Raw genomic sequence first — 25,605 nt, 5'->3', positions numbered from 1 at the left:
ATAAGTAGAGCGATTCTGTAGGCTTGTTTTTATATATTATTTTCGCTAATCTTTTCTTTGTAATAATTGAACTGCTCTTTTATCCATTCTGGTTTATATAACTCGAAACGTACTTCATTTGGGTCTCCAAGTTCAAATGTAGGCTCTATCAGCTTAGCGCCCATCGTACCAGCTACGTCAAAAAGAGCTTGGGCTACTTTCTCCCATGCAGTAGCAGCCAGTTGAGTAAGCTCTATATCTGGAAATTCTGATAGTCGCCAGTAGCGCTCAACGCAAGTATATTCACCACTTCCATCATCTTCCTGGTAAAGAATTCCAAGAAAGTCTTCATCTTTCGCAGCAATGTAGATATATCTTTTTACTGCTTCTTCACTATCACTAAGAGGATCTATTGGCATTCCAATTCCTAACTTCATACCTTTACCTCTCGTAAAACCAACACTGCCTGTACTAGCGGGTTGAAGCATAGATTTATGAACAACTATATCTCGTTGTCTATATAAATAATTAATTAACGGATCCGAAGAAAGTGCAGTCTTTTTTTGTTTTACAACTGTAGAAGTTATCTTATCTTTTTGCAGTTCCATCGTTAACAGCTGCATAATCTCTTTAAGAGATTTGAGAAAAGAGGATAGAGACCATCTGAACCTATCAGCGAAATGGTAATTTTCTTCCATTAGTCGAATAAACCATGCTGCTTCCTCTAGACGGTCAAATGTAGAAGATAATGATTCAAATACTTCTTTGTTTGGGCACTTATTCATATGAAGTAACGTCCGATGTATTATGATGATGTTATTACAGCGTAAAAACTTATTTATAATTAATTAGAATTGAAAAATATTAATCAACTTAACCTATGTTTACTACGAAAATTTGATAAAAATAGATCAGCACTACAACACCTCAAACCCAAACTTACCCAACGCTTCTCGCAGCATCGCGATATTATAATAAGCATGGGCGTTGACGGTGTTCTGAAAGAAGATATATAGCGTATCAAAATGCTGACGCTGATTAGCAATCGCTTGCGCCCAGTCTTGCATCTCTGCCTCACTATAGCGATAGTCATGGCGATCAGCTGCGCTCATCGCATCCCACCAATTTAGATTATTGCCGTGCATACGCAGATAGCCAGTGCGTTCAGTAAATATCAACCGTGACGGCGGCAGTCCGCTGACTTTGGGATAATCAACGCTACACCAAATGAGACCTTGCTGCCGAAAGCTATCAACCACTTGCGGCGTGTGCCAGCCGTTATGACGAAACTCAATGGCGAGTGGATAGTCTTGAAACCAACTGACGAGATTAGCCAGGTAGAGACGATGCTCACGGGTACGGTCAAAGCCGTGTGGGAACTGAAGCAATAATGGCGCTAAAGCATTTGCTTCGATAAGTGGAGATAAGGCGTTTAGAAATGCTTGTGCATGTTCGGCAGTGCCTTTGCGAGCGTGAGTAAAGTCTTGGTGCAGTTTGACGGCGAACTTCAACTGACTGTCTGCTTGTACATAAGCTTTATCGACCATCCCAGCAAAGGCTTTTTGTCCGATGGGCGCATAAAAGGTGCTATTGATTTCGACTGCGCCGTATTGTTTGGCGTATTCACGTAAGAAATCGGTTTTTTTGGTGCCAGTGGGATACAGCGTACCGAGCAAATCGGTATCGCTATAGCCACCAGTGCCGAGGTAAATGCGCGGGGTAGGGGAACTGTCCATGTTGACCACTCACTGCCGTTTTGGGTAATGAAATTTACTACGATATCTGCTTTTGCCTGCTATTCGACAAGCTACTTTTTACGCGACCAGAGCCATTCAATCAGTGCCAGTAGCGCATCATTGTCTGTGCCAATGACATCTTCATTGTCGCTAAGCTCACGACTATTTAGTTCATGAGAAATGGCTGCGCGTCCGTCATTAAATAGCGATTGCGCATAGCTGGTCGCGTCATCGACACCCATTAGTTTTACATAGGTAGATTTGTCTAGTTTTTCATCGCTACCCGCAGGCTTACCAAGCGTATCAGTTGTCATCGTGACATCTAGCACATCGTCTTGGACTTGAAAGGCTAGACCGATATATTGCGCGCACTCTTGTAGTGCCATGCGCTGCGGAGCCGTTGCACCAGCACAGACGCCGCCCATGAGCATTGCCGCTTCAATCAACGCCCCTGTTTTGTCACGGTGGATGGCTTCTAAATCATCCTGCGCGATACTGGCACTGGCTTCGGCATTGAGGTCTAGCATTTGACCCGATACCATGCGTCTGGCGCGCGGCGCAAATATTGCCATAAGCTGGCTTGCGATGGCTGCATCGAATGGCGCAAAAGTTGGCATCTCCGCGGTCAATACTTCAAAGGCTAGCGTCTGCAATACATCTCCTGCCAGCAGTGCTGTCGCTTCGTCAAAGACGATATGAGCCGTCGGCTGACCACGACGCAGCTCATCATCGTCCATACACGGCAAATCATCATGCACCAACGAATAGGTATGCAGCAGCTCCACCGCCAATGCGGCACGGCGCGCCATATCATAGTCTGAGTCGTTTTCTAGCAGCGTGTCTAGATCAGCATCGAGAGTATCGATATCATCATTAGGTTCGTCTGTACGTGCATTATTACTGCTATTAATACTGGCAAAAGCGCTAGCAACCATTAATGGGCGTACCAACTTACCTTGTCCAGTCATGACATAGCGGCAAGCATCTACCAGCGGGCTAGGCAGCTTGGCGTAATCAAACAACACCTCGATATCTTGCGATAATTGGGCACGCACAGCACCATGAAACTGCTCAGTGCTTTGAAAAGAGACAAAGTCAAAAGGGATAACGCCAGTAGAGGTAATGCTAGAAGTAAGGGAAACAGTCATAATCCAACCATTTATCAGGGATACAGTAAAACTTATTAGGGATAAGATAAAAACGCTATTAGTGTAGCATGATCAGTCATATCGCTTATGTGACACACGGTATCAATTGATTGTTTTTTGCATTTTTCTACTAAAGTCTATTCGAAAATAGAGTAGTTTTAGCTGCAATATAACGACAAGATTTCGTTACCGATGGATGATGTCACTCTCTGGTTGAATATGTTCTGATAAAAGAGCAAGCTAGGCTGGCACGTTAATCTTACTACAGTAGAAAAATGGTACTGAATAGCCATCACTGACCAAGTAGCATCGCTCAATTGGCACTTATTAGGTAACGCTAACGGACTGTCGTTCCAAAGACGGTATGCATTAAGTCAACAACACGAAACAAATCTAAATTAATAATTCAGTATACATTTATTCACTAAAACACTTTTATCGTAAGGTAAATGCCTGCAAGTGATTTAAGAGTGACTTGCGAGTATGGTATTAGCTTGTGACAGTTAGGGGCATAATCCCCTACACTAATTGACGTGAAAATGGTCTGATGGTGACCCTACTGGGATTTTTCTCAGGATGTTCAATCGTCGATACCGAGTGTTAGACCAAGTCTCAGTCAATATTTTGAACATCAGTACCTGCAACAGCAGTATATAAATGAAGCGTCATATGATGTCATGCAAGAGACGCAAAATACGTGCATCATGATGAACGCTGGATAATAAAGACATCTTCACTTGTGAGCTGGTTATATGTTTGTCTTTATAACATGACAAGCGCACAGTGCTATTACCCATTTTACTAACAGTAACTGGCTATTTATTTTAATTCAAAACGTAGCTTTCGTTATATAGAAAGGAGTTTCAAATGGTATACCAAGGAAATCGCATCACGGTGACAATGCTAGAGGATGGCATCGCCAACATGCAGTACAACGCCGAAAATGAGAGCGTGAACAAATTTGATGCCGAAACCAACAAGCAGTTTGGTGAAGCAGTTAGTGCGTTAGAAAAAGCCGACAACGTAAAAGGTCTTATCGTTACTTCAGCCAAAGGCGTGTTTATCGCTGGTGCTGATATCACAGAATTCGTCGGTTCTTTCAAAAAATCAGAAAGCGAGATCAAAGATTGGGTCGTTCATGTTAATGACGCGTTCAATCGTTTTGAAGACCTACCATTCCCTAAAGTTGCGGCTATCAATGGCGCGGCAATGGGCGGCGGTTGTGAAATGACTTTGGTTTGTGAATACCGTGTCATGAGTGACAAAGCGATCATCGGTCTGCCAGAAACTCAGCTAGGTATCTTCCCAGGTTTTGGCGGTACAGTTCGTAGTACGCGTATTATCGGTATCGATAACGCACTTGAGCTGATCGCGACTGGTAGCCCAAAGAAAGCATTGGCAGCATTGAAGCTAGGCTTGGTTGACGCGACTGTACCTGCTGATGACTTGCAAGATGCAGCAATTGATCTAGTCAAAAAATGTATCTCAGGTGAGCTTGATTGGAAAGCAAAACGTGAAGAAAAACTGGCTCCAGTTAAGCTAAACCAGCTTGAGCAAGCAATGGCGTTTAACAGTGCCAAAGGTGCTATTTTCGCTAAAGCCAATCCTAAGCAATACCCAGCGCCAGCAATCGCTATCGAAACGATTGAAAAGCACGTTAATTTATCACGTGACAAGGCAATCGAAGTAGAAGCTGCTGGTTTTGCGAAAGCGGCTAAGACGCCACAAGCAGAGAGCTTGGTTGGTCTATTCTTAAACGATCAGCTAGTCAAAAAACTGGCCAAAAAACACAGCAAGCAAGCACATGACATCAGCGAAGCCGCTGTACTAGGCGCTGGTATCATGGGTGGCGGTATTGCTTATCAAGCAGCCAGCAAAGGCTTGCCAATCATCATGAAAGATATCAAGTCTGAGCAATTAGACCTTGGTATGGGCGAAGCAAGTAAACTGCTTGGCAAAATGGTAGAACGCGGCAAGATGACCCCAGCAAAAATGGGTGAAACGTTAAGCCGTATCCGTCCTACTTTGAACTACGGTGACTTTGCTGAGACTGATATCGTTATCGAAGCCGTCGTAGAAAATCCAAACGTGAAGCGTGCGGTACTTAAAGAAGTAGAAGGTCTAGTAAAAGACGACTGTATCCTAGCATCAAACACGTCAACTATCTCTATTACGTTCCTAGCAGAAGCGCTTGAGCGTCCAGAAAACTTTGTCGGTATGCATTTCTTTAACCCAGTACACCGTATGCCATTGGTAGAAGTTATCCGCGGTGAGAAATCATCTGAAGAAGCCATCGCGACTACGGTTGCCCTCGCTTCTAAAATGGGTAAAGTGCCAGTAGTCGTTAACGACTGCCCAGGTTTCTTGGTAAACCGTGTATTGTTCCCATACTTTGGCGCGTTTGACTTGCTACTGAAGCAAGGTGCTGACTTTGCTCATGTCGATAAAGTTATGGAAAAATTCGGCTGGCCAATGGGCCCTGCATACCTAATCGACGTGGTCGGTCTAGATACAGGTGTACATGGCGCAGCAGTGATGGCTGATGGTTTCCCTGATCGCATGAAGCCTGATTATAAAGGTGCTATCCAGCATCTATATGACAATGAGCGTCTAGGTCAGAAAAACGGTATCGGTTTCTATAAATACGAAATGGACAAGCGCGGCAAGCCAAAGAAAGTCGCTGATGAAGCCACTTACGAGTTGCTAAAAGCCACGACTGACAGCGAAAAGCAAACGTTTGACGATCAAGCAATCATTGATCGCACTATGATTGCCTTCTGCAACGAAACCGTTCGCTGCCTAGAAGATAACATCGTAAGCACACCAAGCGAGGCCGACATGGCGATGATCATGGGCGTAGGTTTCCCTCCATTCCGTGGTGGCCCATGCCGTTATGTCGACCAAATGGGTCTAGATAACTACTTGGCATTATGTGAAAAATACGCACATCTTGGCAAAGCTTATGAAGCGCCACAAAAGATTCGCGACATGGCAGCCGCAGGCGAGACTTTTTACGCAACAGCGTAATAGTCAGTCATTACTAGGATGAAGTGCAGTACGTTTGCTATTTTGCATGAAAGCAATTGAGACATGAATCGTCTCCAATAGCGAACGTACGATTATAGTTGGTTCAGTTTAATGCTAGTACGAGTAAATCAAGCGCAAATGTACCTATTGTACTTTGAGCGGGGTTAACAAGGTAATAGTCGTAAATTGGGCTGACTACACTGACAATAAAAATTGAAAAGGAATATGGTATGACAACTTTAAGTCCAAAAGATGTGGTCATCGTAGATGGCGTACGCTCGGCAATGGGCAAAACCAAAAACGGTATGTTCCGTCATGTACGTGCTGACAGCATGTCAGCGGAACTAGTACGTGCGCTAGTAGAACGTAATGACTTTGATACCAATGATATCGAAGACATTATCTGGGGTTGTGTCAACCAGACGCTAGAGCAAGGCTTGAACATCGGTCGTAACATCGGTTTGCTAGCTGGTATCCCAAAGACTGCTGGTGGCCAAACAGTTAACCGTTTGTGTGGTTCTTCTATGCAGGCACTACATACTGCCGCTGCACAAATCATGACCAACCAAGGTGATGTATTCATCATCGGTGGTGTTGAGCATATGGGTCACGTCGGCATGATGCACGGTGTTGATTTGAACCCTGCTGCTTCTAAGCATTATGCAAAAGCGTCAAACATGATGGGCTTGACTGCTGAAATGTTAGGTCGTATGAACAATATCACGCGTGAAGAGCAAGACGCGTTTGGTCTTGAGTCACATCGCCGCGCATGGGCTGCAACCACTGAAGGTCGTTTTGACAATGAAATCATCGGTATCGAAGGTCATGATGCTGCTGGTCGTCTGCAACTATGTACGGTTGATGAAGTGATTCGTCCAGATGCAACGATGGAGCAAATGCAAAAGCTACGTCCAGCGTTTGATCCAAAAGGCGGTACAGTAACAGCGGCAACGTCATCTGCATTATCTGACGGTGCGTCAGCAATGCTAGTAATGAGCGCACAAAAAGCCAAAGATCTAGGTCTAAAGCCACGTGCTCGTATTCGTAGTATGGCTGTGGCTGGTTGTGATGCCGCTATCATGGGTTATGGTCCTGTACCTGCTACCCAAAAAGCATTGAAGCGTGCTGGCATGAGCATCGATGATATGCAAACCATCGAGCTAAACGAAGCATTTGCTGCTCAAGGTCTATCAGTATTGAAAGGTCTGAACCTATCTGACAAGCAAGACATCGTTAACATCAACGGTGGTGCCATTGCTCTAGGTCATCCACTAGGATGTTCAGGTGCTCGTATCACAGTGACATTGCTAAACGCGATGGAGCAGTCAGATACTGAAATCGGTCTAGCGACAATGTGTATTGGTCTTGGCCAAGGTATCGCTACTATTATTGAGCGTGTTTAATCTTATTTATATAAACAAGATTATTTGAACATTCAATAAGTAGCTACTCGCTAACGAAGAACCTCTAGTCATAACGGCTGGAGGTTTTTTTATGGATCAAATTAATGTTTGGTAAGCTAATAAATCACGGAGTCGAAAAATAGAGTATTACGGCGATTAAAAATTATCTCCATTGACGCATTCATGAAACTATGACTAAATAAGAGAAAGATGAACCATGGCACTGTTTATGATAATTCTAAAATAGTTTTTAGTTGCAACTGTCAGCCGTACAAGGAGTGTACTATGTCTACTATGATTAATGATCGCACCTATCGAATCGCTCGTGAGAATACCCAAGCAATGATTGTCGATGTGCAAGAGCGCTTAACGCCGCATATCTACGATCACGAAAATATTGTCAAAAAAACCGTTACCTTGATTAAAGGGCTGCAAGCGCTCAATATTCCAATCATGCTCAATGAACAATATAAAAAAGGATTGGGCGATACCTTACCAGAGCTGCGCGATGTACTCGAAGGAGACAATGCCAAGAGCTTTGAAAAGGTTACCTTTAGTGCCTGCGATAACAATGATTCATGGCACCATCTAGCGCAGCAGAACCGTAGTACCGTGTTGCTTTTTGGTGCTGAGGCACATGTCTGTATTATTCAAACGGCACTAGATTTATTGGATAATGGTATGCAGCCTGTCATTATTGGGGATGCAGTGGGTTCTCGTTTTCCTTATGACAAAAAGCAAGCAATTCGCCGTATTCGCCGTGCAGGTGGGGTGATCAGTACTGTCGAATCAATCTTGTTTGAACTATGCCGTAGCAGCGAAGATCCTGCGTTTAAAACCATTATTAATTTGATCAAGTAGGTGGCTAATATCTAGGTGCTTAAAGACTTGGATAAATGGGGATTCAATTTAACCGTTTATTTTCTAATTTATAATAGATAGCGCTTGGTAAAATAAGCGCTATTTTTTTGACAACGGTAATAGCCTTTTAACCATTGCTAGCTATCAAACTAACTATAATACCTTGAGTAATGAAACTTAAAATTGCTAGAACTCATAAGCATTAAAAAACCAATTACTAGAGAAAACCAGAGAAAAAATAATGTCGCAAGCCAGCTCTATATCACTCACTCATTCCGAATCAACTCCACATATCAACATCGACGATGTCACTCATTTCTTATTGGAGTTAGATGCGCTCAAACGCGTGAATCGCCGCAGCTATGTGACACAGACCACTCGCAAAGAAAACTCTGCCGAACATTCTTGGCATTTAGCGATGGCCTGTTGGTCGATTGCTGAATTATTTGCGCTAGATGTCAATCATGAAAAATTGCTGAAGATGGCATTGGTTCATGATTTGGGTGAGATTGATGCGGGCGATACTTTTTTGTATGCCGATACCCGTACTGATGCACACGTCGAAGAGCGTGCCGGCATTGCCAGATTGCAACGTGAGCGAGGCAATGGCATTAGTGATTTAAGCGAGGTTTGGGAAGCGCAGGAAACAGGAAGTAGCAAAGAAAGTCAGTTACTCAGAGTGGTCGACCGTTTATTGCCGTTTTTGCTCAATCTAAATACCAACGGTAAAACGTGGATTGAGCTTGGCGTTATGCGCTCGCAGGTGGCAGGTGCGCATGCATTTATCAAAGACAGCTTTCCTCCTATTCATGATTGGCTCTCACATAATATTGCATACGCAACTCAGCAAGGTTGGCTGATTGACGCATAAATCTACATAAGTAGCAGGAATAAAAAAGCCCAATCAAGCACTATGATTTACGCTTAACTGGGCTGATATTTTCAGTACTTTTATACAGGCGTGTTATTGAGCGTTTGCCATTCCTAGCAATTGACCCATTTGCACGACGCTGTTGGCTTGCATACCATCTAGCCAGTCAGCCTTTGCTGCTTTTGGTAATACTACGATAGCCGTTGAGCCCAAATAAAAGCGTCCAAGCTCTTCGCCTACTGCAAACTGCATGTCATGATCGGACTCGAATATGTCGTCAGTACGAGCAATTTTGCCAGTGGCGACAGTTTCAATACCAGCGACGATCATAGCACCAACCATCACAACAGCGGCTTTGCCATACTTGGTATCAAACATACAAACCAGACGCTCATTACGTGCAAACAAGTCTGGCACGTTAGCCGCCGTAGTGTTGTTGACCGAAAATAGGGTGCCAGGCACATAGCGAGTCTTGGTCAATGTGCCAGTAAATGGCATATGCACACGGTGATAGTTGCTAGGTGCTAAGTAGATAGTCGCAAAACTGCCATCAGCGAAATAACTGCCATCTTCACTATCAGCAAGTAGTTGGCCGACATCATAGTGACGACCTTTTGCCTGTAATAGTTTATGGTCTTCGATTTGTCCTAGCTGAGAGATAATACCGTCCGCAGGACTCACGATACCGTTTGCAGTGGCGTCGATAGTACGAGCGTCTTCTTTTAACTCACGGGTAAAAAAGTCATTAAAACTTTCATAAGCGTTAAGGCTTTGGCGTTCGTACTCGTCTAAGCTGATATTATAAGCTTTGGCAAAGCTACGAATAAAAGTGCGTTTGACATAAGGGTGGCGACTGGCGGCCAAACGTCCAGCGACTTTACTGAGCTTTTGCTGCGGCACAAGCTGTTGTAAGGTGGTAAATACATTCATAATAAGGCTACCAAAATAAGGTGTAATGTAATAGGGGCGTGTTGGAAATTCGACCAGGGCACTGACAGTGGCTAAAATTGCGCCATACTACGTTGTAAATCTAGATAAGGCATGAGCATTATCGTCGTTTTACGCCTTGTCTGGAACAGTTTTAGCGATCCGCAGTACCTATTTGTGAATATCAAACACGCCCTAATAATAGTTAAGTTAATGACGGTATTTTATCATGGACAGCATATTATTGTATGGCCATAATCTGTTAAGGAATTAGTAAATGAAAGCACTCATACAACGGGTGAAGCACGCTAGTGTGGTCGTCGACCAGCAGTGTATTGGCGAGATTGAACATGGGGTATTGGCATATATTGGCTTAGGGCATGAAGACGATTTCGCCGCTGCCCAGCGTATGATTGACAAAATACTAACCTATCGCATTTTTGAAAATGACGATGATCCTGTCAAATTTGGTAAACTGGATAAAAACGTTCAGCAGGTCGGTGGCGGGCTATTATTGGTCTCGCAATTTACCTTGATGGCAAAAACAGACAAAGGTCGCCGACCAGACTTTGGTGGTGCGATGGTACCTGCTGCGGCGCAAGTGTTATTTGAACAACTGGTCGATTATGCCAAAACTAAGCATCTGAACGTGGCAACTGGTCAGTTTGGTGCTGATATGCAAGTGTCGAGCGTCAATGATGGGCCGCTCAATTTTTTACTAAAAATCTGATTTTAGAGTGTCATCAAGCTGTCATAATTAATCCGTTTAATAGGTAGAGACTGGTGAGTATATATTGCCTTTTTACATGCTAGATTTTGTCCTCTAACACCGAGAATGTCCTATGTATAATGAACAAATTTTGATTGTTGAAGATGAGCCTGCGATTCGTGAAATGGTTGTCATGACGCTAGAGATGGCTGGGTTTGATAGCTTGCAAGCGGCAGATGTGTCAGAGGCGCATCAGCAAGTGGTCGATCATAGACCGTCACTGATACTGTTAGACTGGATGTTGCCGGGTGACAAGAGCGGTGTGGATTTTTGTCGTATGCTCAAAAACGATGAGCTGCTCTCTGAAATACCAGTCATTATGCTAACAGCAAAAAGTGAAGAAGACAGTAAGGTGCATGGTCTTGATGCAGGTGCAGATGATTATATGACCAAGCCTTTTTCGACTCGTGAACTGATTTCTAGAATCAAAGCCGTACTACGCCGCAGTAGCGCGATGAGCAGCGACAAACCTATCGAAATTGGACAGTTAAGTTTAGATACCAAGAGTCAGCGCGTGACAGCTGCAGGTAAAATCGTTGATGTTGGGCCCACAGAATATCGTCTATTGGCATTTTTTATGAGTCACCCTGAGCGCGCCTACACACGAACGCAACTGCTCGATCAGGTATGGGGCGGCAATGTATATATCGAAGACCGAACCATCGATGTGCATATCAAACGTCTACGTAAATTACTGCGACCTTATGACTGTGATACATTGATACAGACGGTACGTGGAACAGGCTACCGATTTTCTAGCCTGATTGAGCCAAGTTAATCTTGTACATATAATGCCGCAGCAATATAAAGGCCGCGGATAGTGGTAAGGATAAAAAATGGACAAGATAGTGCCAACACAAAGTGAGCAATCAGCTCTACTAGAGCAAATATCTACTCAAAGTACAGCAGAGCAACTCAAAAAAATCGGCAGTGCACTACGAGCCCTGCGCGATGCAGTGATTTTGCTCAATAATAATGACGGTCTAGAATGGTGGAATCAGGCAGCACAAGACTTATTGCTGCTACAGCCAGAAGATAAAGGTCAGAACATTTTCGACTTTATCACTGTACCTGAGTTCCGCCAGTATTATGAAGGTACGACGGTACCTAACGATGGCGTCCATATAGAATCATGGCGAGATCCTAGTCGCTACTTAAAGTGCGAACTGACCCCTTTCGGTGATGAAAAATTGCTGTTTGTATATGACGTGACCCGCCTGCGGCACTTAGAGCAAATGCGTCAGGATTTTGTGGCGAATGTCTCGCATGAGCTTAGAACACCATTGACGGTAATGATGGGCTATCTAGAGAATTTCTCTGATCAGCCAGATATGCCGCCGCAATGGCGTCGCGGTTTTGAGCTGATGACGCAGCAAACTGCCCGTATGAACAGAATCGTGAACGACTTGCTACTATTGTCTAAGATTGAAATCGAAGAGTCACATGAGCTGCATTACATAGATATGACTAAGCTACTAACCAATATCTACGACGATGCACAGGCCTACAACCAAGCATACAAACACATCATTCATTTGCATATAGATACGTATGATGGGCTATACGGGTCAGAGATGTACTTGAATAGTGCGCTATCTAATTTGGTAATCAATGCGATCAAATATACGCCAAAGGGTGGCAATATCACTATCAGTTGGACAAGGACGTCTGATGGCTGCCGTTTCGCTGTCGAAGATGATGGGATCGGTATTGCGTCAGAGCATATCGCCCGTTTGACAGAACGTTTCTATCGTATCGACAAAGGTCGTAGCCGTGCGACAGGTGGTACGGGATTGGGACTAGCGATTGTAAAGCACGTATTACACCAGCACGAAGCACAATTGCAAATCGATTCAGTAGAAGGGGAAGGGTCGACATTTAGTGTGGTATTCCCCTCAAACTACGTCAGATCCGTCACAGCCAATTAATATGATTGAGGGTCTGTATTAACGACAGTTTTTCGGCTTCCGTTTTTTAACTAATATCAGCTCAGTGCTATTTCAAATTAGGATAACGACATACTTTTCTATATTCGTTAATCCTTTTGCAAAAGCGGATAAGGGTTGACCGCACTGCCATCAATATAGATACCATAATGTACATGTGTCGGTGTCCCTTTTGCATTACCGCTATCACCCACATAACCTATCACGTCGCCCTGATTGACCCAGTCATTGGGAGAGATGTCAGCATAGTCCTCTAGATGAGCGTAGTAATGTCCTGCGCCACCAGGCCCTACCACTACGACTACGCGCCCACCCAATGTGTTTTCACCAACCTTGCTTACCACGCCTTGTGTGGTTGACTGCACGGGAGTATTACGCGGCGCAAAGATATCGATGCCTTCGTGGGAGCGGCCTTGACTACGTGCCGCGCCCCAAGTGTCTGTCAGGTTTCGTTCTGGTAGTGGACTGGGCAAGCTGTTTTCTGTCGGTAGCTCTTGTTGCAATAGACTCAATTGCTGCCATTTGGCAACCACAAATGACTGCGTTTGTTGGCTAATACTAGGTAGTAGCTTATCGAAGACAAATAATAGTGCTAGCAATACGGTAGCCTTAATCAATAGGCTTAGTAAACGACTGAAAAAAGAAGGTCTGGGAGGCTGGTTGTTTCCATCTGCTAGCATTGATGTCTCATATATATTTGATGTCATTTGAGATTTTATTATAAAAGCTTCGTCTGATAACGTATGTATCGCATTGTTATCTATCGTTTTTACCCCCATAGATATTCTTATGGTTAAGGATATAGACAGCAAATATAGTTTTATCTACTTAACATTTCTGCTGAGCATAGACAGTTGCTACTGATGGTTAATACTTTATGAATGATGCTTTTAAGTCTGCTGATATTTCTGCCACGCGCGAAACAGCACTGGTTATCGATACCGAAACAGATCAGGGCAGTGATCCCAGACCTATCCAAGTTGCAACTATCAATGTAGCAACTGGTTTTGAGTGGATGAAATACTTTAATAGTGGTCGATCTATTTCACCTATTGTCATAAAGGTGCACGGTATTACCGATGATGACGTGGCTGGACTTGAGCGTTTTGAGTTGGAGCAGTTTGAATTACCAGAGTACTTGATTGGCCATAATGTACGTTTTGATTGGCGAGTGATTGGCAGTCCTTCTGCTAAGCTGATTTGTACGGTGAGACTTGCGCGTGCCGCCTTTCCAGAGTGGAGCGCTTACGGTCAGTCCAAATGTATCGAGCAGCTATTGGGCAAAGGTGAGGCGAGTGCAATGACTATTGCCGCTCATGACGCGCTTGGCGATGCTCGAATGTGCTATTTACTATATCAAGCATGCTGCGAGCGTCTAGAGATTGCGCCGACAGATTTTGCAGCGGCACATGCTATCTCTAATAAAGCGACCCCTGTGAGTAAGATGCCGTTTGGTAAGCATAAAGGCAAACCGATCAAGGATGTGCCTATCAGTTATGTTAAATGGATGATAGGCAATATTCATAATATGCAGCCGTCGCTGTATTCAGCACTGACTAAACGCTTACAACTGGATGAAGCAGAAAACGCGAAAAAGTGATCTAAGTTATTACGTAGCCAATATATAAGAGGCTACGTGACGATAAAATTATGGTTGGTCGTGCAACCATGTCACCGCCATCTGCCATAGCTGCGGCGCTTTGATATTGGTCTTACTGCTAAAATAGCGCATATGACCGATATGATTTAGTCCAAAATCCTCAGGGTCTAAGAATCGCTTTTCTACGGGCATTTTTGTAAATACTCTTATCATATCGTCCATGTTTTCACTATTGGCGATATCATCATCGCTAAAGCCAAGCCACAATGCCGGCATGCTGAGCTCATCGTAGAAATGCGTATGTATGCTTTTGCCAAATGCGGTTTTGATATAGCCTGCGCCATTGCACCATTCACGCCATTGACGAGCCACGCCGCGTGGCAGTGGCTCACCCATACCGATTTTGTCTGAGGGTGTATAGCCCAGTGTTAAATTAGTGAATGGAATAAACGCATCCATAAACCCCATGGCTTTGAGCTTATATGGCATACCCATATTTTTGATGCGTCCTGACGAGCAAGCGACGTTGAACACTGAACTAATCGCTTGATAGTTAGGCATCAAGCCGATGAGCTGACCACCTGCGCTATGACCGATAAGATGATAAGAAGCCTCAGGAAACTCATCTTGTAAAGCATCAAGTACAGCTGGCATGTCATGGCGACCCCAACTGATCAAGGAAGCGCTACATTTTGCCAGATCGGTCGATAGTGACTCACCGATTCCTTCATTATCAAAGGTCAGCACCCCAAAGCCGCTTTCTGCTAGGTAGGTCGCAAAATTATGATAAAAGTGGCGCTTAATACCTGTGGCTGGTGCCATCATGATTGCTTTTTTTGTCACATCTTTAGGACGATAGACAGTGGCTGCTAATGCTTGGTTGCGCTCGGTCACAATGATTAATGAGTAAATATCAATATTGCTCGCGTCATGCACATTACTTTTATTAGTGAGAGTGCTATTAAGCACAGAGCTTGATGGCTCGGCAGTGGGAGAGGCATTGTGATTATCCATGGGTATACCTTAGTATTTTTATTAGTAGATAATGAATATCGGGCTATGATGAACAATAAATGCGCATCTTGAAAGTGTAGTCGTTGCGTAGTGATAAATCGTTGTGACTATGTGGTAGCATTGCTTATGTTAAGATAAATGCTTGCAAGACAGTTGCTCAAATATGACTTCCAAGTTTTATATAGCTTGGTTGAGTTTGTCTTATGAATCATGTGCATGACAATATAAATGATAGGTGTCGGTATGCAGCCTTCACTAATAACAAGCACTCAATAAAAACTGACAGGTAATTAAGGAAGCTATATGCAAATGAAAATCAACGATGATACTTATGATGTAATCACAAGCAAAGACATTACCAATATCGAAAAAGCAGTCGACAAGTCTGCCTTATCAATGCCGCTCGTGGCTGTGTATTGCGGTTCACGCTTGGGCAATGGTGACGTATATGAACAGGCAGCACGCGAGCTCGGCAGTGCATTAGCAAATAATGGCATGGGGCTAGTATATGGTGGTGCTAGTATCGGTCTGATGGGCGCAGTTGCGGATGAAGTAATCAATGGCGGCGCGCAAGCAGTGGGCGTGATTCCAACCTTTATGCTCAAGCACGAAATCGCTCACGAGCAGCTGACTCGGTTGCATTTGACTGACACTATGCACACGCGTAAGACTGTTATGGCAGAGTATGCCGATGCTTTTATTACGTTACCGGGCGGGCTAGGAACGTTAGAAGAGATTATGGAAATCGCTACGTGGCGTCAATTGTACCAGCACGAAAAACCAATGATTATTCTAAATATCAATGGTTTTTATGACCGTATGATTGAGCATTTGAAATATACCACTGAGCAAGGCTTTATGAAGCAGGAAGATTTAGACCGTCTAGTGGTGTGTAATACCATCAGCGAAGCGATCGATATGCTACAGACAGTAGTGACCATAGATGATGCTGTGGATACAGAGAAAATGGCAGGCAGTAATAGTTAGGCCGTATCGCTATTCATACACAGCAAATGCTTGAATATTAAAAGCTATTGCAAAAAAGGAGCAGATAACCAAATCTCGGTTATCTGCTCCTTTGTTATATGTATTAACAACCTATCAGCGAATCATGTCTATTAGGCATCAGCAGGCGTGAGATCGTCCAATGCTACTTCACGAATACTATGATTGACATGAGCCATCGCGATTGGGAATCCACGCTGTTCAGCGAGCTCACGTGCGACCTCATCGACAGCCAGACTATCGTTATGAACAAGGTACGACCATTCATGAGCATAGCGACGACGATTCAGAGGTGTATCGTTCTCTATCAAACCTAGATCTGTCAGCTCATTAACTATTTGATCAGCGGCAATCAAGGTCGAAGATGCTTTGACGTTTTCTGCACGGGCATAGCGTATATTAGAGTATAAACTCACATCAGCGACTCGCAGCGTATCATCCTGCCCAGGAATCTGCTGCCCACCATATAGTGCGTTACCAACAGTACGTGCGCTGTTAAATGTCGGTACAAACTCCGCCACATACTCAATCGCTTGCTGACTACGTGCCTGTAGGGGCGCTTTATCCCAACCATCTTCAATATAATGCACATATTGCTGTGGCAGTTTGGGCTGCGCACTGTCTTCACTTGATGCGACAAGACCATCGTCAAACAGAGTAATGGCTTTACTCATACCGTGAATCTGAAAATATCCACCAGGGTAGGGAGTAAGCTGCGCCATGCCTTCTGGCGTACCTCGTTGACCATAAACGATAATCTCTGGTATCTGTCCACCAGCATCGCCCCAATGGGTCACATAAGACGATTTGAACTCAACCATACGCGTGACTTCGACACCAACCATATCGTCAATAACACCTGTACGGAAACCGCAAGCATTGACTAGATAATCAACTTCGATAGACTCAGGCTGAGAGGCATGTTCTTGACTATGAATCTGTTGATAGTCGATACGCCATTTGGTGACATGATGGTCAGCGTTGGTACAGTTCTCACAATCTACTGGCACGACTTTTTGCACAGCAGTTTCGGTAAACACGTGCGCATTGTCGTACTCTTCGAGCGCAAGCTTAGCAGAAGCTGCTAAACGAAAAATGTTCCAGCCATATTCTTGGACAACAATTAATGGAAATTTAACTTTGTTCAAATCCAAGTATCTAGCGACTGGAATCATCCACTCATCAACTGTACTTGGTACAGCGACTTGCTCACGTTCAGACAACTCAATCAATTGCTCATGGCTATAAAGTTGGTAGTAATCCTCAGGTTCACCCAATACTTTATTATTAGCATCTTGCTCGATCAGTTCTTGATAAGCATCGGTCAAAATATCTAAACGCGGTAGTAAGTCTTCAGGCAACCCTTCATCACGTGTCGGTACAGCAAACACAGTAGGACGAACGTCAATAGTATGCGGATATAAGCGCAAAATATCGATACATTGCTTGAGCAGTGCTACGCAATCCTCGTCCGGTATTTCACGGTACAAGTTACCACCTGCATGCAAATGACACATAGGTGGTCCATCAATGAGAGATTTTTTCTTCTCAAATAAGTAGGTCTCTAATCCTAACGCAGCAAGTCGAATCGCAATCGTCGATCCCGCAGTACCGCCACCCAAAATGCCAACACGTTTTTTAGATTGAGTGTTTTGTGCCCCGTAAGATAACACTCCAGAATGAGCATCACGATTAAAGGATTGAGCGTAGTTTTTATCAAAAGACTGAGTCATTGTCGTCGTTGTATCCTTAATAGCATCTGTATTAGGCCGTGCTCGGTATATGTATCAAATGTTCTATATTTCTTGATATGTGTGCGAAGGTAATTAAGTTCAACACATAAATCTGAACTTCAATAGTCATCTTTTCTATTGTTTAGCCGTTCTTCATCTCTATAGGTTTATTTTACGAAGAACTACAGACAATATGATGGGAAATACGTAAGAAGATGCATGAGTTTTGTCAACGAGTCGCTATATGTGTGAAGTTTTTCAGACAAACGAGCCTGTCTAAAAATAGAGTAAACGAGAGAAGTGGCAAACCTGTGAAATCGAAAATAAGCTCGTTTTATTGTTTTGTAAAATTCGACCACTTTTGTAAGCGTGTATATCGATTACCAAGATAATATAAAGCCATATGCTATATTTATTTTGCTTAACAAGAAGCGTAGGTTCTGTTTTGATAACTGTTCAAAATTACAAATGTTGAAATCAACAACAGGGACAGTCGACAAAGTAAACGACAACAGGCTTATCGCTATAAAAAATACGACTAAAATTACAAGGACGTTATGATGAAAAATATAATGATGTTATCGGCACTAACAGGTGTATTGGCACTAACTGGCTGTACTACTTTAAAAAACGTAGTCGGTAACGATATGTCAGGTACGCATGAAGTACAGGCAACGAGCAATAATACAGTGCCAGTCACTAGCAAGAATGGGGTGTTGGTGGATGCTACTAACTATATGACGTTATATACGTTTGATAAAGACTCTATGAACAAGTCAGATTGCGGTGCAGCTTGCCAAGTTGTGTGGCCAATCTTCAAAGCGCCTAGTGATGCTAAAGCCTCAGGTCAGTTCACTGCATTCAAGCGTGAAGATGGCAAATATCAGTGGGCAATGAACGGTAAGCCTTTATACTTCTATGCTAACGATACAAAAGTTGGTGACAAAGACGGTGATGATAAACTTGGCGTTTGGCACGTTATCCCAAGTAAATAGTATACGTTAGATATAAGCTGACTCGAAAACGTTAAGATAAAAAAGCAGCCTATCCTCAATTATAGAGGTAGACTGCTTTTTGTTTTTTTGGTGTTATTCTCTACTGTAATCAACAGCAGCGCACGTATATTCACTAGTATTAGATGCAATCTGTACTATGTCACCTTTGCTCAAGGCTCAATCTGAATGGTCTCTAGCACTTCTTCTTTGCTAGGCTCTTTTCTATATAAAGGAAAAAAGTCTGAGAGTAGATCACTTTCCGTGAACCAGATATCCGTCACCAACTCTGTATATTTCGCTGCGTTGACAACGAGTCTATAAGTCTTGAATAGTAACTCTTGTGAGCTAAAGCCTTTCTTATACTCATATAAAGAATCTAAATTGGAACCAACGCCGCCACCAAGATGTAGCACTTCATAACGGTTCTCTCGTCCCCAGTTGCGAGCGACATGAGTGATAAGTTTAGAAGGTTGTAGGTGCGTATAGGCGTTCAGCGTGCCGCCAAGATGAAACTGCATAATGCCTGACTCTTGGCAGAGCGTATATATAGAAGACCCAATCGCTTTATCATCTTGATAGGCGGTTATCAATAATATTTTTTCTTGAAGGTTTTCAAGCAAATTAAAGAAATAATCATCATCAAAGAAGTAATAATCACTGGCCTTGACGTGTCGCATTGTCTCTTTATAAATGTCTGAGAACACCATCGCATTCTGTCGGGTTAAGAATTCTATTTTTGTCACGACATCCATTTTTATGGCTTTTTTGATACCGCGGCGATGTCGATTTTGTGTTTCGCTCCAATGCTCTTCTTCAGACTTACTCAAATCAGACATCAAGGTCAGTCCGTGAGTCAGTGCTTTGCCAACTGTGGGTATCCATTCTTTATTAATAATCGGATGCAACCGCATAAATAAAGACACGCAGCCTCTCTCGCAAAGAAAAGCCCTTATCTCATCTAGTACGACGTCTAACTCGGCATCAGTGAGGGTTTTGTCCATTAACGGCCCCCCGTAACCATAAGTGGAAGTAGCATCCCAGTGCTCTGAGTCAATGTCTCTAACTATGATGGGTAACAATACTTCCTTGTTCTTATAGTGAGCGATAATGCCTTGAGGTTTGCCCTTGTCGATGACAGCTGAGGCCGCAATCCAACCAGATAAGTGATATATATCAAAATGATGATTTGATACCTTCTTATCCCACTCAGCATCTATCGCTATGTAATCAACTTGTACTGTATCCACGTTGCTGCTCCCTCAGTGTTGCGTTATATATTCGTAAATCCGAATATACGAATATAACAACAAAGTATGAAGCCTTCAAGTATATAAAAACCTTTTATGTAAAATAATGAATATATATAATTAGAGCGTAGAAGAATCTGCAGGAAATAAAAAAGCAGCCTGCCTCTATAAACGAGGCTAGGGCTGCTTTCTTGTTTTTGTCGAAAACTGTTAGAGAGCTATAAGCTTACTGTTATTTTTTTTCTACTAGCTCACCATCAATTTGGATAGGGACGTTGGTAGTGATACCATCAGCGTAAGCGGTCATACCATAAGCGGCGCGATCAAGTGTACCAGTGGCACGGAAACCAACGACTGGCTCTTTGGTAAGAGGGCTATTAGCGATTTTGTTCAATGTAACATCTAAGGTTAGTGGTTTGGTTTGACCCAATAGAGTGAAGTCACCCGTTACTTTAGCCTGCTGCGGATTAATGAATTTGACCTGAGTAGATTTGAACGTCATAGTTGGATATTTTGCTACATTGAAAAACTCATCTGTCTTTAAATGCTTGTCACGAGCATCCCAATTGGTATCGATACTATCGGTTGCAATGGTAAAGTTCATGCTGGTTTGATTTGGTGCTCTGATATCGTAATTCACCATGCCCTCGACATCACTAAAATGACCCATGGTGGTCGAGAATCCCATATGACTCACAGAAAATCCTAAGCGAGTATGTGAGTCGTCTAATTCCCACTGAGTTGGTAGTGCAGCGCTTGCTATTGTAGTAACTGCTAATGCTGAGCCAATAAATAGTGCTTTGGTAGCCGTGCTTATTTTAGTATTTATCATTAAATGATCCTTATTTAATCTAATTAAGTTATGGGTGGTTGAGAAGTAAATTAGTTGCTAGTAGCGATGTTTAAATGGAGTTTGTATCGCGTAGCTGTACCCTTTAAGCATAGTATGGATAATTAAGAGCTAAGGTTGTATTTAGTTAGATTATCTACAATAGTAGATATCATTGATTAATTTAGCTAACTTTATTACTTTACTAAAATCAATCATCTATCTCAATACTCTCGACCTGACAGTGACAACTTATCACATATCTCTATCACAACTGCTCCTTGCGTCTTACGTCAAAAACCGTTAAAATCGCGGTTTAATTTTCCCGCTGGGGAAAGGCTAAGCGAACAGAAGGGTGGTGTTGGGTGCTGGAATAAGCCAGTGACGCAGTTGCCATACTTGTAATGTCCTTAGTGCCTCAGTTACGTATGTCATTATTTGTTTGATACATCATCGCTGATGCTGTATTTAGACGTCGTACATACATCGGACCTAGAGAGTATATTATGCGTAAAGATATCCATCCTAATTACCAAGAAGTTTTATTCCACGACACTAACGCTGACGTGTTCTTTTTGACTCGCTCAACTGCTAAGACTAAAGCGACTCGTGAATACGAAGGTAAAGAATACCCATACTACCCACTTGATATCTCAAGTGCGTCGCATCCATTCTATACTGGTGAGCAACGTAAAACTTCTACTGAAGGTCGTGTTGCAAGCTTCAACAAACGCTTTGGCGCATTTGGTGGCCGTAGCAAGAAAGCTGCAGACGCTGCTGAATAATTTACACTTATGGTGTAAATGTATTTCGCTAAGCAATAAAAAACCGCTGATTATTCAGCGGTTTTTTTTGGTTTAATTTTCTATTATCCAAAAATCAGGCTATCAGGCTATCAGGCTATTTAGCGCTCAAATTCAGTAGTCGATGAGTCCAATAACTGAATAGAATCTAGTAACTGAATAATAGTCTCTACGATTTGCTGTGCCCAATAGCCGTACATCAGACTGCTAGGATGAAATCCATCACTGGCAAACATCACATTGATATCGATAGCCGAGCCATTTGCATGCTCTTCTAACATCCGTGTAAAGTCGGTTGCCATATATGTGACACCAGCATGAGCCGCACAGACCTGCTGTAATATCTCATCCAGTACCGACGCTTTTGCACCTACAAAGTTATTGAGCGGGGCAGGGATTGCAGGCATTTGCGCCATCGGCGGCAAACTTAAAAAAACCAATTCTCGTACGCCAAATTTGCGCTGGGCAATATTGATAATGTCTTCAATTTGCTGTTGCCATTTATGTACAGAGACATTGGACGTCGTATCATTGACCCCTACGCTTAGCAACATCACATCAATAGGCTGCTCAGGAGCGGGCAAGATATATAATCTGCGTAGGATATCAAAACTGGTATGACCTGTGGTCGCTTGCAATGACCAATTGAGTCGAGCAAAGTTTGCTTGGATAGCTTTGTTTTGCTCCAGTATCGGGATTAGCTTACCGACCAACGCTTCTTGCTGGGTCTGGCTACCCACGCCTGCTGCTGCTGAATCGCCAACGACCATAAGGTTAAATGTCTTAGCATTTTGCGCTGATATCTCATTATTCGCTTGAGGCAGGTCAATCATACCGTGCCTTTCACCATGTGGTTCAGGCAAGCGGACTGTATTACGCTTGATTTTGCGACCTTGATAGAGGTAGACAGGGGCAAGTAAAACGTCCTTTGCGACCGACGTTAGTTTACTAGTATCTACCATCCTGCACGTTCCCTGATAGTCGTAAGACTGTCTTCAATTAACAATTTGCCATCGACGTAGACATCACGTAATAGATTGTCAGTTGGGTCGCTCATCTCATTTTCTTTTATGGTTGTTAACTGGCCGCTGTCGGTTTTTACCAGTGCCAATCGTCCTTTCTTCGAGCGCTTCGAGCGGCTGGTGACAGGATCTTTATAAATATCCTTCCATGCGCCATCGATAGAAATAGCGCTAGATTTCATGGCCCAACTCATGGTGTCGCGGTTGACTTGCTGCAATAGACCACCGCCCATACCAAATGTCACGTTTTCTATGCTAAAGCCTGCTTTGATTACCACATCAATAATTTTGCTTAAGCTTTGCGAGCTGATGCCATCACCTTGGATGATGCGTACGTAGTCGGGCAGCACTTTATAGCCTTTGCTGTTTACAGTCGTACCGAACTTCACTGCCAAGCGCTCCAACGCTTCGCGGACGACTTTGGTAGGTTCGCCGCTGTCTGGACGAATGACCAAAGTGCCGCCCATATTTTTGACTTCATCTTTTAAGGCGTCGCCCCAGATATTGTCGATGGCATTCCATAAATCATAACTATCTGAAACGACCGAAAAGGCTTTGTCTTTACCGCCAAACTGCTCGATCATATTGTGAAAAGCAGCAGTCTCGCCATCACGTCCCCAAGCTGTCATCGTACTGTGCTCAGCCGCTGGAATAGAGAATGCCGGCATATCGTCGCCCATTTGATACCAGCGACTAGCAGCGATAAGCGCTGTCATCGAGTCAGTACCAGCAAAGTTGACCAAATGAGCTAAGCTACCGAGTGCAACCGTTTCTTGACTCGATGCACCGCGCGCGCCAAAGTCATGCAAGCGAAAAGGCAGGGACTCTGTATTGTCCGCTGATTTCTCTAATGCTTGACGGATAATGTCTTTGCAATAGTGAGAAACACTAGCGACCGTGGATGGATACCAAATCGCACGCAATAACGCCGTTTCGATATAGCTGGGCAGCCAGTAAAACTCAGGATCAGTGTTGATCACTTGGCAGACTACATTGGACACAGGCACGATACTACCTTCGGGCACGGCTTGGATGCGCAGTGGCAAATAGCCGTCGTGTTTTTCAATCAAATGCTCCCAACCAGCACGATTGAAGGTTAGGCCATGCGCCTGAATGACCTTTTCGGCTTCATCGACATCTTGATGAGTAATAGGAGTGCTTAGATATTCTTTGATAAAGGCTTGTAGACCAAAGAACACCACATCGTAGTCACCTTTGCGGGCCTCAATGTAGCTTGACAGATACTCACTACCGCTCGGGTATTGCACCCAATGTGAGGTCTTATAGCTGTCGCTATTTAAGATTAAGTTGTTTAGATTACTGGTATACATCACAGAACTCCTCTGCTTTGAAATGCCGCAGCTGTCTTTATAAAAGAACAGTGGCGGCGGTTGATTGCCGTCTATCGGCATTGGTATCAAATTATTAGTGCGATATTTAGTGATAACTGTTTTGGTAATAATTTGCTCAAATCGCTACTAGAAAAAGACTACTAAAGAAAGCTACTAGAAAAACGATTAGCAGCGAACTACAAGCCAACCATTTTAGTAATAATCGCATAGTGATCTTCAAACATCATTTTGGCATCGAGCTCAGCCAATGGTAGCCAAAATGCTTTGGTCGCATCATCGCCACCTTTTACTTTTGGCAGACCTTTTGGATCATTTTTGAGCTGAAAATAAAACGCTTGAGTAATGGTGCGACCACGCGCTGAGCGATATGGATCGTCAAAGGTATGTTGACTATGGCAGGAGCCGCGTAATACTGGCTCAGGCACCTTGAGGCGAGTTTCTTCACGTAGCTCACGGATACAAGCATCAAACAGCGTCTCTTTTGGATTTAGAAATCCACCAGGTAACGCCCACAGTCCACGTCCTGGCATACTGCGGCGCTCAACCAGTAGGATGTGCCCCGACTGTACAATCAATGCATCGGCAGTCATGAAAGTAGGCGGGTATGGTGCTGATTCCCACTGTCTTTTATATTTATCAATGAAGTCTGCTTCTTCATGCAGTTGATGATAATCGTCAGTTTGTTTGAATGCATCGAGGACGTTACGCGTCGACTCTGGCGTACGCTCAGGTGTCGGCGTGGCACCCATCAGATAGCTGTCACGAATAGGCGTGGCTGATAAATTATGATAATTGGGTACTGACACTGATGCCCAGTTAGGAAACAGTGACAGATAGTAAGATGAGCTGTCTTTTGAATGCCCAATCAAACCAATATCTGTCTGCAAGTCACCAGTGACAGATTTTACACCTGCTTGCACATACTGTAGCCAGCGGGTGTCATTGTATAGTGCATCATCCAAGCCAACACAGTGAATGCGTGCGGCTTCTTTTTCAGAGTAGGCGCCTTTAATCATTGCGGCACGCTCAGCAACGCTAAATGGATTGCGTAAGCTACGTGGCAAGTTGGCTGAGCCAATCAGCATAATTACTTCGTCTGAGCGTTTTAATGCCTCATCGATGACGGCTTTGTGACCAGCATGAAACGGCTGAAAGCGACCGATAAAGACTAGATAACGATAGTGTTTACTGCTTTTTTGATCTAGGTTTTGCTTATCTGACTGTTGCTCTGATAATTCACTCATAGACGCCAACTTCCTACGACTTATTTTTATTGATTAAAAATTAATGACGCTAATACTGACACAGCCTATGACTTTCTGACAAGTATAAAGATGT

The 25,605-nt window shown here is 43.5% G+C and carries 23 protein-coding genes; 11 read left to right on the top strand and 12 right to left on the bottom strand.

Annotated elements, in window-relative coordinates; translation table 11 throughout:
• Nucleotides 1–29 precede the first annotated feature (29 nt).
• From SJY28_RS02130 to SJY28_RS02120, 3 genes are all read right to left on the bottom strand, one after another.
• The gene (locus tag SJY28_RS02130) at nucleotides 30–764 is read right to left on the bottom strand and encodes a hypothetical protein (protein WP_372864051.1); all 735 of its coding nucleotides are present in this window, start codon (nucleotides 762–764) and stop codon (nucleotides 30–32) included.
• A 132-nt stretch (nucleotides 765–896) separates the two neighbouring features.
• Nucleotides 897–1,715: a DUF72 domain-containing protein gene (locus SJY28_RS02125; RefSeq protein ID WP_379543273.1), complete on the bottom strand. Its 819-nt coding sequence runs from the start codon at nucleotides 1,713–1,715 to the stop codon at nucleotides 897–899.
• A gap of 71 nt (nucleotides 1,716–1,786) precedes the next feature.
• Nucleotides 1,787–2,863 carry a polyprenyl synthetase family protein gene (locus tag SJY28_RS02120; protein ID WP_379543272.1) on the bottom strand — a complete coding sequence of 359 codons (1,077 nt, stop codon included), beginning with the start codon at nucleotides 2,861–2,863 and terminating at the stop codon, nucleotides 1,787–1,789.
• Between the two features lie 867 nt (nucleotides 2,864–3,730).
• Here SJY28_RS02120 and fadB point away from each other — a divergent pair.
• From fadB to SJY28_RS02100, 4 genes are all read left to right on the top strand, one after another.
• Complete coding sequence (fadB, locus tag SJY28_RS02115) at nucleotides 3,731–5,890, top strand: fatty acid oxidation complex subunit alpha FadB (protein WP_101205329.1); 2,160 nt, start codon at nucleotides 3,731–3,733, stop codon at nucleotides 5,888–5,890.
• A 230-nt stretch (nucleotides 5,891–6,120) separates the two neighbouring features.
• A complete protein-coding gene (fadA, locus tag SJY28_RS02110) occupies nucleotides 6,121–7,293 on the top strand; it encodes an acetyl-CoA C-acyltransferase FadA (protein WP_057761795.1) in 1,173 nt (390 codons plus the stop codon).
• 285 nt (nucleotides 7,294–7,578) lie between these two features.
• A complete protein-coding gene (locus SJY28_RS02105; RefSeq protein WP_379543271.1) occupies nucleotides 7,579–8,154 on the top strand; it encodes an isochorismatase family protein in 576 nt (191 codons plus the stop codon).
• A gap of 241 nt (nucleotides 8,155–8,395) precedes the next feature.
• A complete protein-coding gene (locus tag SJY28_RS02100; protein ID WP_379543270.1) occupies nucleotides 8,396–9,025 on the top strand; it encodes an HD family hydrolase in 630 nt (209 codons plus the stop codon).
• 93 nt (nucleotides 9,026–9,118) lie between these two features.
• Here the strand turns inward: SJY28_RS02100 and asd are convergent, their stop codons facing one another.
• Complete coding sequence (gene asd / locus SJY28_RS02095) at nucleotides 9,119–9,955, bottom strand: archaetidylserine decarboxylase (protein ID WP_379543269.1); 837 nt, start codon at nucleotides 9,953–9,955, stop codon at nucleotides 9,119–9,121.
• Between the two features lie 274 nt (nucleotides 9,956–10,229).
• Here asd and dtd point away from each other — a divergent pair, with 274 nt between their 5' ends.
• The 3 genes from dtd to phoR all read left to right on the top strand — a co-directional run bounded on the left by dtd (nucleotide 10,230) and on the right by phoR (nucleotide 12,649).
• Entirely contained in the window at nucleotides 10,230–10,682 is a 453-nt protein-coding gene (gene dtd, locus SJY28_RS02090) for a D-aminoacyl-tRNA deacylase (protein ID WP_379543267.1), read from the top strand.
• 112 nt (nucleotides 10,683–10,794) lie between these two features.
• Nucleotides 10,795–11,499: a phosphate regulon transcriptional regulator PhoB gene (gene phoB / locus SJY28_RS02085; RefSeq protein ID WP_057761786.1), complete on the top strand. Its 705-nt coding sequence runs from the start codon at nucleotides 10,795–10,797 to the stop codon at nucleotides 11,497–11,499.
• A 58-nt stretch (nucleotides 11,500–11,557) separates the two neighbouring features.
• The gene (gene phoR, locus SJY28_RS02080; protein WP_379543266.1) at nucleotides 11,558–12,649 is read left to right on the top strand and encodes a phosphate regulon sensor histidine kinase PhoR; all 1,092 of its coding nucleotides are present in this window, start codon (nucleotides 11,558–11,560) and stop codon (nucleotides 12,647–12,649) included.
• A 107-nt stretch (nucleotides 12,650–12,756) separates the two neighbouring features.
• Here the strand turns inward: phoR and SJY28_RS02075 are convergent, their stop codons facing one another.
• Nucleotides 12,757–13,347 (bottom strand): M23 family metallopeptidase, encoded by a 591-nt coding sequence (locus tag SJY28_RS02075; protein ID WP_379543265.1) that lies wholly within the window; start codon nucleotides 13,345–13,347, stop codon nucleotides 12,757–12,759.
• 197 nt (nucleotides 13,348–13,544) lie between these two features.
• Here SJY28_RS02075 and SJY28_RS02070 point away from each other — a divergent pair, with 197 nt between their 5' ends.
• A complete protein-coding gene (locus tag SJY28_RS02070) occupies nucleotides 13,545–14,267 on the top strand; it encodes a putative quorum-sensing-regulated virulence factor (RefSeq protein WP_379543264.1) in 723 nt (240 codons plus the stop codon).
• 48 nt (nucleotides 14,268–14,315) lie between these two features.
• Here the strand turns inward: SJY28_RS02070 and SJY28_RS02065 are convergent, their stop codons facing one another.
• Nucleotides 14,316–15,281, bottom strand: a complete 966-nt coding sequence (locus SJY28_RS02065; protein WP_379543262.1) for an alpha/beta fold hydrolase — start codon at nucleotides 15,279–15,281, stop codon at nucleotides 14,316–14,318.
• Nucleotides 15,282–15,584: 303 nt separating this feature from the next.
• Here SJY28_RS02065 and SJY28_RS02060 point away from each other — a divergent pair, with 303 nt between their 5' ends.
• Nucleotides 15,585–16,268, top strand: a complete 684-nt coding sequence (locus SJY28_RS02060; RefSeq protein ID WP_057761780.1) for a TIGR00730 family Rossman fold protein — start codon at nucleotides 15,585–15,587, stop codon at nucleotides 16,266–16,268.
• Nucleotides 16,269–16,399: 131 nt separating this feature from the next.
• On the opposite strand, the gene SJY28_RS02055 is transcribed toward SJY28_RS02060, so the two are convergent.
• Nucleotides 16,400–18,019 (bottom strand): FAD-dependent oxidoreductase, encoded by a 1,620-nt coding sequence (locus tag SJY28_RS02055; protein ID WP_379543261.1) that lies wholly within the window; start codon nucleotides 18,017–18,019, stop codon nucleotides 16,400–16,402.
• A gap of 560 nt (nucleotides 18,020–18,579) precedes the next feature.
• Here SJY28_RS02055 and SJY28_RS02050 point away from each other — a divergent pair.
• A complete protein-coding gene (locus SJY28_RS02050) occupies nucleotides 18,580–19,014 on the top strand; it encodes a hypothetical protein (protein ID WP_379543260.1) in 435 nt (144 codons plus the stop codon).
• Between the two features lie 170 nt (nucleotides 19,015–19,184).
• Here SJY28_RS02050 and SJY28_RS02045 read toward each other — a convergent pair whose 3' ends face one another.
• Complete coding sequence (locus SJY28_RS02045; protein ID WP_379543259.1) at nucleotides 19,185–20,261, bottom strand: GNAT family N-acetyltransferase; 1,077 nt, start codon at nucleotides 20,259–20,261, stop codon at nucleotides 19,185–19,187.
• A gap of 232 nt (nucleotides 20,262–20,493) precedes the next feature.
• Nucleotides 20,494–21,093: a YceI family protein gene (locus SJY28_RS02040; protein ID WP_379543258.1), complete on the bottom strand. Its 600-nt coding sequence runs from the start codon at nucleotides 21,091–21,093 to the stop codon at nucleotides 20,494–20,496.
• A gap of 503 nt (nucleotides 21,094–21,596) precedes the next feature.
• Between SJY28_RS02040 and SJY28_RS02035 the strand changes: the two genes are divergently transcribed.
• The gene (locus SJY28_RS02035; RefSeq protein ID WP_057761772.1) at nucleotides 21,597–21,875 is read left to right on the top strand and encodes a type B 50S ribosomal protein L31; all 279 of its coding nucleotides are present in this window, start codon (nucleotides 21,597–21,599) and stop codon (nucleotides 21,873–21,875) included.
• A gap of 119 nt (nucleotides 21,876–21,994) precedes the next feature.
• On the opposite strand, the gene SJY28_RS02030 is transcribed toward SJY28_RS02035, so the two are convergent.
• The 3 genes from SJY28_RS02030 to SJY28_RS02020 all read right to left on the bottom strand — a co-directional run bounded on the left by SJY28_RS02030 (nucleotide 21,995) and on the right by SJY28_RS02020 (nucleotide 25,511).
• Complete coding sequence (locus tag SJY28_RS02030) at nucleotides 21,995–22,855, bottom strand: SGNH/GDSL hydrolase family protein (protein ID WP_379543257.1); 861 nt, start codon at nucleotides 22,853–22,855, stop codon at nucleotides 21,995–21,997.
• The gene (locus SJY28_RS02025; protein ID WP_379543256.1) at nucleotides 22,849–24,246 is read right to left on the bottom strand and encodes a nicotinate phosphoribosyltransferase; all 1,398 of its coding nucleotides are present in this window, start codon (nucleotides 24,244–24,246) and stop codon (nucleotides 22,849–22,851) included. The genes SJY28_RS02030 and SJY28_RS02025 overlap by 7 nt, the downstream gene beginning before the upstream one ends.
• Nucleotides 24,247–24,443: 197 nt before the next feature.
• Nucleotides 24,444–25,511 (bottom strand): bifunctional nicotinamide-nucleotide adenylyltransferase/Nudix hydroxylase, encoded by a 1,068-nt coding sequence (locus SJY28_RS02020; RefSeq protein WP_379543255.1) that lies wholly within the window; start codon nucleotides 25,509–25,511, stop codon nucleotides 24,444–24,446.
• Between the last annotated feature and the right edge of the window lie 94 nt (nucleotides 25,512–25,605).

The sequence above is a fragment of the Psychrobacter sp. R86515 genome (assembly GCF_042466315.1).
In the GTDB taxonomy this organism is placed as follows: Bacteria; Pseudomonadota; Gammaproteobacteria; order Pseudomonadales; family Moraxellaceae; genus Psychrobacter.
The sequence above is the reverse complement of the archived record's forward strand: the minus strand, read 5'-3'. Positions and strand labels throughout refer to the sequence as shown.